The sequence below is a fragment of the Phenylobacterium sp. genome (assembly GCF_036264965.1).
GTDB lineage: Bacteria > Pseudomonadota > Alphaproteobacteria > Caulobacterales > Caulobacteraceae > Phenylobacterium.
Genome location: NZ_DATAPY010000166.1, coordinates 1 through 8,990, shown reverse-complemented (window position 1 = coordinate 8,990; position 8,990 = coordinate 1). Strand labels below are relative to the sequence as shown.

The 8,990-nt window shown below is 68.0% G+C and carries 5 protein-coding genes; 3 read left to right on the top strand and 2 right to left on the bottom strand.

Features of this window, described 5'->3' with window-relative positions; translation table 11 throughout:
• On the top strand, positions 1-2,223 hold a 2,223-nt coding region (locus tag VHS75_RS21720; RefSeq protein ID WP_329640716.1), incomplete at its 5' end, for a peptidase.
• A 360-nt stretch (positions 2,224-2,583) separates the two neighbouring features.
• Complete coding sequence (locus VHS75_RS21715) at positions 2,584-3,321, top strand: GntR family transcriptional regulator (RefSeq protein WP_329640715.1); 738 nt, start codon at positions 2,584-2,586, stop codon at positions 3,319-3,321.
• Here the strand turns inward: VHS75_RS21715 and VHS75_RS21710 are convergent.
• Positions 3,308-5,275 carry a pyrroloquinoline quinone-dependent dehydrogenase gene (locus VHS75_RS21710; protein WP_329640714.1) on the bottom strand — a complete coding sequence of 656 codons (1,968 nt, stop codon included), beginning with the start codon at positions 5,273-5,275 and terminating at the stop codon, positions 3,308-3,310. The genes VHS75_RS21715 and VHS75_RS21710 overlap by 14 nt on opposite strands.
• Positions 5,276-5,438: 163 nt before the next feature.
• On the opposite strand from VHS75_RS21710, the gene VHS75_RS21705 reads away from it, so the two are divergent.
• Positions 5,439-6,308: an alpha/beta hydrolase gene (locus VHS75_RS21705; protein WP_329640713.1), complete on the top strand. Its 870-nt coding sequence runs from the start codon at positions 5,439-5,441 to the stop codon at positions 6,306-6,308.
• A gap of 7 nt (positions 6,309-6,315) precedes the next feature.
• On the opposite strand, the gene VHS75_RS21700 is transcribed toward VHS75_RS21705, so the two are convergent.
• Positions 6,316-8,990: PAS domain S-box protein (locus VHS75_RS21700; protein WP_329640712.1), on the bottom strand; the 2,675-nt coding region annotated here is incomplete at its 5' end.

The following is an 8,990-nucleotide window of genomic DNA, read 5'->3' as shown; positions in this document are numbered from 1 at the left end:
CCGAAGGCGCGCTCGCTCAGCGACCTGCCGGTGCTCTACCAGCGCTACGTCGGGCACGACAACAACCGCGAATACTACATGTCGAACATGCCCGAGACGACGGCGATCAACCGGGCGATGTTCAAGACCTGGTTCCCGCAGATCGTCTACAACGAGCACCAGACCGGGCCGCTGGGCGAGGTGGTGTTCATCCCGCCGTTCCGCAATCCGTCGAACTATCACTTCGATCCCTTGGTGCTGAGCGAGCTGGATGGGGTTTCGGCGGCCATGCACAGCCGCCTGATCCAGGAGGACAAGCCGGGCTCGGGTGAGCGTTCGGCGGCGCCCTATTCGACCTGGTTCAACGGCGGCCTGCGCACCACCGGCTACTTCCACAATGTGGTCGGCATCCTGACCGAAATCATCGGCAGCCCGACGCCGATGCAGCTGCCGTTCGTGCCGTCGAAGCAGCTCTCCAACCAGGACGAACTCTACCCCGTCGCACCGCAGATCTGGCACTTCCGCCAGACGGTCGAGTACGTGAAGAGCCTCAATCGCGCGGTCATGGACTACGCCTCCAAGAACCGCGAGGACCTGCTCTACAACCGCTATCTGATGGGCAAGAACTCCATCACGCGCGGCAGCCGGGACAACTGGACCGTCACGCCCAAGCGCGTCGCCGCGGTGGTCGAGGCCTCGAAGGCCGCGGGGCCTCCGCCGCGCACCCGCGGCGGCGACGGCCTGGCCGGCAATGGCGATCAGAGCTCGGTGGTCGATCCGAAACTCTACGAGACGGTGCTGCACGATCCGGCCGAGCGCGATCCGCGCGGCTACATCCTGCCGCCCGATCAGCCGGACATGCCGACCACGATCAAGTTCCTGAATGCGCTGATCAAGTCAGGCATCGTAGTGGACAAGGCGACGGCGCCCTTCACCGTGAACGGCAAGACCTATCCGGCCGGCAGCTACGTGGTGCTCTGCGACCAGGCCTACCGGCCGCACGTCCTCGACATGTTCGAGCCGCAGGACCACCCGCAGGACTTCGAGTTCCCGGGGGGCCCGCCGATCAAGCCCTACGACATTACCGGCTATAACCTGAGCTACCAGATGGGGGTGAAGTACGACCGCATCCTCGAAGGCTTCTCAGGGCCCTTCCAGGCGATCAGCGAAGTGATGGCGCCGCCGCCCGGCAAGGTGGTGGGCGGAGGCGCAGCGGGCTGGATCCTGGATCACCGGACCAACAACAGCTTCACGCTGACCAACCGCCTGCAGAAGGCCAAGGTCCCGGTCTATTGGGTGAAGGACTCCGTCATGGCGGACGGCCAGTCGTTCGGTCCGGGCTCGGTCTGGGTGCCGGCCACCGGCGCGGCGAAGGCCATCGTCGGCAAGAGCGTCACCGACCTCGGCATCAACGCCTACGCCATGGGCTCCGCGCCCAAGGGCGAGAAGATCGCGCTGAAGGCGCCGCGGATCGGCATCGTCGACACCTATGGCGGCCTGATCACCTCCGGCTGGATGCAGTGGGTCGTGGAGCAGTTCGAGTTCCCCTACACCCTGGTCTACGGGCCGGAGCTCGACGCCGGGAACCTGAACGCCAAGTACGACGTGCTGCTGTTCGTCGACGGGGCGATCCCGGGCGGGACAGGCCGCTATGGCGGAGGCGGCGGTGGTCGGGGCCTGCCCAAGCCGGAGGAAGTGCCCGAGCAATATCGCAAGATGCTGGGCAATGTGACGGCCGAGAAGACCCTGCCGCAGATCCAGGCCTTCATCGACAAGGGCGGCACGGCGGTGGCCATCGGCGGCTCCACGCACCTCGGCGAATATCTGAAGCTGACGGAGAACGGCCTGGCCGCGCCCGGCAAGGACGGCAAGCCCGCGCCGCTGCCATCGACCAAGTTCTATATCCCCGGGTCGATCCTCTCCGCCAAGGTCGACAACAAGACCCCGCTGGGCTTCGGCTTCGCCGACAAGGTCGACGTGTTCTTCGACTCCAGCCCGGTGTTCAAGATCACCGCGCCGGACAAGGCCAAGCAGGTCTCCTGGTTCGAAGGCGCCGACCCGCTGCTCAGCGGCTGGGCCTGGGGCCAGAAGGCGCTGGACGGCACGGCGGGCGTAGTCGACGCCAGCTATGGCAAGGGCAAGGTCTTCCTGCTGGGCCCGGAGGTCGCCATGCGTGGCCAATCCTACGGGACCTTCAAGTTCGTCTTCAACGCCCTGGAATACGGCCCGGCGGCCGCGCACTGATCCTGGCGGACGGCGCGCCTGCCTCGGCTTCGTCCGAACCCTCCTGGGCCGGTCGATCGCCATTGTGGGCGCGCCGTTCTTCGCGATCGGCGTTGTGGCCTGGCTGAACGGGCGGCTGATCGGCTCGGCGCGCCTGGCCTTCGACGGGAGCACTACGATTGCCAGGTCGTGCGCCTCGCCCTGACGACGCCTGACGCGCCCACCGGGCAGGCCCCGGGCGAGCTTGGATATCGAGCTTGGCGATGTTCGCCAGGGCGCGCTGCGTTGCCACCGCCGGGCGTTCGTGCATGATGTTTCGTCGCCGAAAACGCACAATCCGTTTATATTTGAATCACGATCCATTTGTCGGAAACCTCCGCCATGCCGAAGTCCACCCCGAGGGTCCGTTCCGCCGCCGCTGACCTTCCGGCGACGGACGTCGAGGGCGCTGCGAAGGATCGCCGCTCGGCGCGCGAGGTGGCCAGCGACCTGCGCCGGCGCATCCAGGCGGGCCAGCTGAAGCCCGGCGAGTGGCTGCGTGAGATCCGCCTGGCGGAGGAGCTGAACGCCGGCCGCTCCGCGGTGCGCGAGGCGCTGCGGTTCCTGGAGCAGGATGGCCTGGTCGAGCTGGAGCGGTTCCGCGGCGCGCGGGTCACCACGCCGACCCTCTATGAGATGTTCGATCTCTTCGAGGTGCGCGCGGCCTTGTTCGGCCTGGTCACCCGTTTCGCCTGCTTCCGGGCGTCAGACGCCGACCTGAACGAGATCATCGAGAAGATCGAGCACCTGATCTCCGGCGCCGACCACACCACCGCCAAGGAGCGGGTCAATGAGGGCGTGGAGATCGGCGCCATGATCAGCCGCCACGCCAACCGCGACGCGCGCGCGATGATGAACGCCTCGCACCGCAAGGCCCGCTGGCACTTCTCCTATCTCGAGGTCCTGGACCGCTCCTACCGTCCGCTCGACGATTGGCGGGACCTGGCCGAGAAGCTGCGGGTGCGCGATGCGGAAGGCGCCGCCAGCGCCGCGCGCCGGATCATCTATTTCGTCCAGCAGGAAGTGATCAATTCCCTCGCCGCGCGGGGCGCCGCCGGCGCAGGCGCTACGCCAGGCTGAGCGCGACCAGCTTGTGGGGATCGGAGCGGATGCCCATGCCGCAGACGATGAACTGCTTGCCCCTGGCCAGGTAGGTCATCGGCGGCCCGAGCGGGAAGCCGGGCAGGGCGATCTCGGCCACGATATCGCCAGTTTGCTTGTCGTAGGAGCGCAGCACCTTCCTGCCCCAGCGCGGATCGTGCGGGCCTTCGCCCACGAACAGCAGGGTCTTGGTGAGCAGGGGCCCCGCCCGCTGGTCCGAGCCGATCCAGCCCAGGTTGAAGGGCCTCAGCGCCGGGGAGCCGGTGGCGCCCGGGCCGTTGGGCTTCATCCACAGATGGTCGCCGGTCTTCAGGTCGATGGCGGTGATGCGGCTGTAGGGCGGCTTGAACATCGGCAGGCCCCTGGGCCCGCTGACCACGCGCGCTGAGCCGGCGATCTCCTCGGTTTCGCGGGGGCCCGCCACACGTCCGCCCTCGGCGTCCAGCGCCATGGCCCCCAGCGACGAGTGCGACGGGACGTAGATGATCCCGGTCTCCGGATCGACCGCCACGCCCTCCCAATTCGCGCCGCCGGTCCAGGCGGGGCGGCTGATCGTCGGGCGGTGGCCGTAGGGCTGGAACAGCGGCCCGGCCTCGTAGTCCTTGAGCAGCTCCTTCGCCTGGGCGCGCAGCTCCGGCGAGAAATCGATCAGGTCGGCCTCGTTGACGCCCTGCGGCTCGAACGGCGCGGGCTTGGTGGGGAAGGGCTGGGTGGGCGAGGTGTGTTCGCCAGCGATGAGGCTCTGTGGGACCGGCCGCTCCTCGATCGGCCAAACGGGCTTGCCGGTGGTGCGGTCGAAGACGAACAGGAAGCCGTGCTTGGTGGCCTGGGCGACGGCCTTGATCTTCTTGCCGCCGACCGTCACGTCCACGAGCGCCGGGGCGCAGGGCAGGTCGTAGTCCCAGACGTCGTGGTGGACGACCTGGAAGTGCCAGCGGCGCCGGCCGGTCCGGGCGTCCAGCGCGATCAGGCAGTTGGCGAAGAGGTCGTTCCCCGGCCGCGTACCGCCGTAGAAGTTGTTCGTGGCGCAACTGCCCGGCAGATAGACCAGCCCCAGCTCGTCGTCGGCGCTCATCGGCGCCCAGATGTTGGCGTTGCCGTTGCGGTCCGCCGAATTGTCGTCCCAGGTCTCGTAGCCGACCTCGCCTTTCATCGGCACGGTGTGGAAGGTCCACATCAGCGCCCCGGTGCGGACGTCGAAGCCACGCACGTCGCCGGGCGGCATGTCCTTGCGGACCACCGGATCGGAGATGTACTGGCCGACCACCACCACGTCGCGGCAGACGGTCGGGGCCGAGGTGGTGGCGAAGAGGTCCATCGGTTCGATGGTCAGCGGCCGCTGCAGCCCGACCACCGCCAGGTCCACCTCGCCGTCCTTGCCGAAGGTCGCGATCTTGGCGCCGGTCCTGGCGTCCAGGGCGATCAGCCGGTTGTCCAGCGTGGCGATCAGGATCCGCGCGTCGCGGCCGTCGGTCCAATAGGCGACGCCGCGGTGCATGAAGCCCTTCTGGGTCGGCTTCGGACGGCGCCAGCTCTGGGGATCGTAGACCCACAGGGTCTTGCCCGTGGCCGCATCGATGGCGGCCACCTGCGACATGGCGGTGGAGGTGTAGAGCACGCCGCCGATCATGATCGGGGTGGCCTGGAACTCGCCGGGCTTCAAGCCCAGTTCCGGGTGGGCCTTGATCACCGCCGCGTCGGGCGACTCCCATTCCCAGGCGATCTTCAGTCGGCCGGCGTTGCCGCGGTCGATCTGCGACAGGGGCGAATATTTCATCGCCGCGTTCGTGCCGCCGTAGACCGGCCATTCGGCGCCGACCTGCAGCGGCCTGGCGCCGGCGGTCGCCGGGCGGCTCGCGGCCAGGGCGGCCAGGCTCGCCCCCGCCAGCAGCTGGCGGCGGGACAGTCGGGTCGGCGCTCTGGAGTCGGACATGCGGGCTGCGGTGCTGGCGCCTGCGGGCGGTGATCGCGCCTGTCCAGCCTTGCACAATTGTCGAGCAAGACAATCACCATTGTCTGACAAAATTCTGTAGCGGGTGCTTTTCGTTGGCCCCTATCCGGCCGATAGTGGCCCCTCCCAAATTGGAGCCTCGCCGATGACCCACCTGTCGCGCCGATCCGCCCTGGCCCTGGCGTCAGCCGCCGCCGTCGCTCCGGCCGCGGCGAGCGCCCAGACCTTGCGCAGCTTTTCCCGCATCGACGACAAGGGCCGCCAAGTGACCATCTCGGCGATCGTGCGCGGCAAGGGCCCGCTGGTGGTGCTGGTCCCCTCGCTCGGACGCGGCGCCGCGGACTTCGACGACCTGGCGGCGCGGATCTCCGCCGCCGGCTTCCAGACCGCCGCCGTGGACCCCCGCGGCGCGGGCCGGAGTCGCGGCCCCAGCGACGGCGTGACCATGTTCGACCTGGCCGACGACTTCGGCATGGTCGCCAAGGGTCTATCCGACAAGCCGGCGGTGTTCATCGGCCATGCTCACGGCAACCGCATCGTCCGCGCGCTGGCCTCGAAGCGCCCGGAGCAGGTGTCGCGCCTGATCCTGCTGGCGGCCGGCGGGCAGGTGAAGATGGAGCCGGAGGTGCAGACGGCGCTTAGCAACGTCTTCGTCACGACGCTCTCGCCGGAGCAGCATCTGGCGGCGGTGAAGACCGCCTTCTTCGCGCCGGGCAACGATCCGTCGGTCTGGCGCGGCGGCTGGTATCCCGATGTGGCGGCCGGCCAGAGCGCCGCCGGCGCGGCGACGCCCAGCGGCGAATGGCTGGATGGCGGCCACGCGCCGATCCTGATCGTCCAGGCCGCCAACGACCGCGTCGCCGCTCCGGCCAACGCGGAGGCGCTGAAGAAGGCCCACCCCGACCGCGTCACCGTGGTGACCATCCCCAACGCCGGCCACGCCATGCTGCCCGAACAGCCGAAGCTGATCGCCGACATCGTGATCAACTATCTGAAGTCCGCCGACGTGCGCTGAACTCGCCCTAGGCGGCGGTGTCGAGCCCATCCAAATAGCTGGAAAGCTTGGCCACCCATCGCCGCGACGCCTTGGCGTCGGCCTTCTCAGCGGCGTGTTCCAGGCCCGCGCCGATGTCGGTGATCGCCGGAAAGCCGTAGCCGCCGCCGGAGCCGCGCAGATTGTGGCCCAGGATGGTTACGGCCTCGAAGTCGGACCGATCCAGGGCGCCGTCCATGTCGATGACATTCTGGCGGCAGTTCAGGAGATAGGCCGGCGTGCGCTCCGCCAACCTCTGGCTCGCCCGGGATGGCGCCGCCGGGGGCGCGGCCACCGCCGAGGAGTCCATGATCGCCTGCAGCAGGACCTCCTGCTTGATGGGTTTGCTCAGATAGGCCGTGCAGCCGGCCGCCAGACAGGCCTCCCGGTCGCCCTTTAGCGCCGAAGCGGTGAGCGCGATGATTGGCGTCGGCGATCGGCCATTGGCTTTCTCCCAGGCCCGCAGGGTCCGGGTCGCGGTCAGGCCGTCCATCACCGGCATCTGCCGGTCCATCAGCACCAGGTCGTAGTGGCCGGCGGTGAACATCTGGCAGGCGATGGCGCCGGTCTCGGCGACGTCGACCCGGTAGGGCGTGTCCTCCAGATAGGCGAGGGCGATGGTGCAGTTGTCGGGGGAGTCCTCCGCCAGCAGGATGCGCAAGGGCGGCAGCTCCGCCTTCGGCCCGACGCCCACCGGCGTCGCCAGCGGGCGGTTGGCTTCCGACCAGATTTCAAAGGGCACGGCGAAACCGAAGACGCTGCCCTGGTCCAGGACGCTCTCCACCCAGATGCGGCCGCCCATGAGTTCAACCAGGCGCTTCGAGATCGTCAGGCCCAGGCCCGAACCGCCGAATCGGCGGGTCGTCGAGGAATCAGCCTGGGTGAACCGTTCGAACACCCGGCCCAGCTTTGCGTTCGCGATCCCGATGCCGGTGTCCGACACGGTGAAGCGCAGGGCGGTGGGCACGGCGCTGTCCTGGTCGGGCTCGACCTTGAGGGCCACCGTGCCTTCCGGGGTGAACTTGATCGCGTTGCCGAGCAGATTGAGCAGCACCTGGCGAAGCCGGGTCGGGTCGCCCACGAGGTCGTTGCTGACCTCCGGCGCGATCTCGCAGACCAGGGTCAGCCCCTTCTCTTGCGCCTTGGGCGCGACCATCTCGATCACCTTTTCCAGGTGGTCGCTCAAGGAGAAGCCTGTCCGCTCCAGGTCGAGCTGCGAGGCCTCCACCTTGGAAAGGTCGAGGATGTCGTTGATCAGGTTCAGGAGGTTGTCGCCGGAGCGGCGGAAGATCTGAACGTACTTGTCCTGCTCCGGCGTGAGGTCGGTCTTGGCCAGGAGGTCGGCGATGCCCATCACCGCGTTCATCGGCGTGCGGATCTCGTGGCTCATGCTGGCCAGGAAGTCGGACTTGGTGCGGCTGGCGCTTTCCGCCGCGGCTTTAGCCTGCTGCAGCTCGACTTCGACGCGCTTGCGTTCGGTGACATCGCGGGCCGCGGCGAAGACGCCCTGCAGGGTGCGGCTGCGGTCGTAAAAGGTCGTGGCGTTGTAGGAGACCACCGTCTGCTTGCCGCTTCGCGCACGCGCTGTGAGCTCGTAATCGGTCACCGATTTTTCGCTGAGCACGCGTTTGATCCCGGCCTCAGCCCGTTCCGGATCGGTGAAGCAATCCTTGAACGGCGCGCCGATCAGCTCGTCGCGCGTGCACCCGGTGAGCGCCTCGGTCTGCTTGTTGACGTCGGTGATGATGCCGGCCGGGTCGATGGTCATCAGGGCGTCGATGTTCGATTCGATCAGCGAGCGCGTGTAGAACTGCTGGTCCCGCAGCCGCTGGTCGGACTTCTTCTGCTCTTCCTCCACCAGCTTGCGCGCCGTGTTGTCCGTGCCGATCAGCAGATAGCCGATGATCGCGCCCAGGGGGTCGCGCAGGGCGGTGACCGACACGACCGCCGGGAAGCGCGTGCCGTCCTTGCGGATCTTGGTCAGCTCGTAGATGTCCTCGATGCCGCGCGAGGCCTTGAAGACCAGGGCCTCGAAGCCGGGGGTGATCGGGGTGGCCAGCTCGGCGCTCAGCGCTTCGGCCCGGGCGATCAGCTCCAGCGGATCGGAAAACTCCGCCGGCGTGATCTTGTTCATCACCTCGATGGCCGTGTAGCCCAGCATGCGCTCGGCGCCGACGTTGAAGATCTGGATTACGCCCTGGGCGTCGGTGGCGATGCTGGAGAAGTTGGCGCTGTTGAAGATCGCACGCTGCAAGGCGCCGGCCTGGAGTAGGGCGTCTTCGGCCTGTTTGCGCGCTGTGTTGTCGGTGCCGATCAGCAGATAGCCGATGATGCTGTCCTGCGCGTCGCGGAGCGCGGTCACGGAGACCACCGCCGGCAGCCGGCTGCCGTCCTTGCGGACGTAGGTGAGCTCGTAGATGTCTTCGATGCCGCGCGAGGCCTTGAACACCAGGGCTTCGAACCCCGGCGTGATCGGGGTGGACAGCTCCGCGCTCAGGGCTTGAGCCCGCGCGATCAGCTCCTGCGGGTCGGAAATGTCGGCCGGCGTGATGGTGTTGATCACCTCGGCGGCGGTGAAGCCCAGCATGCGCTCGGCGCCGACGTTGAAGATCTGGATTACGCCCTGGGCGTCGGTGGCGATGCTGGAGAAGTTGGCGCTGTTGA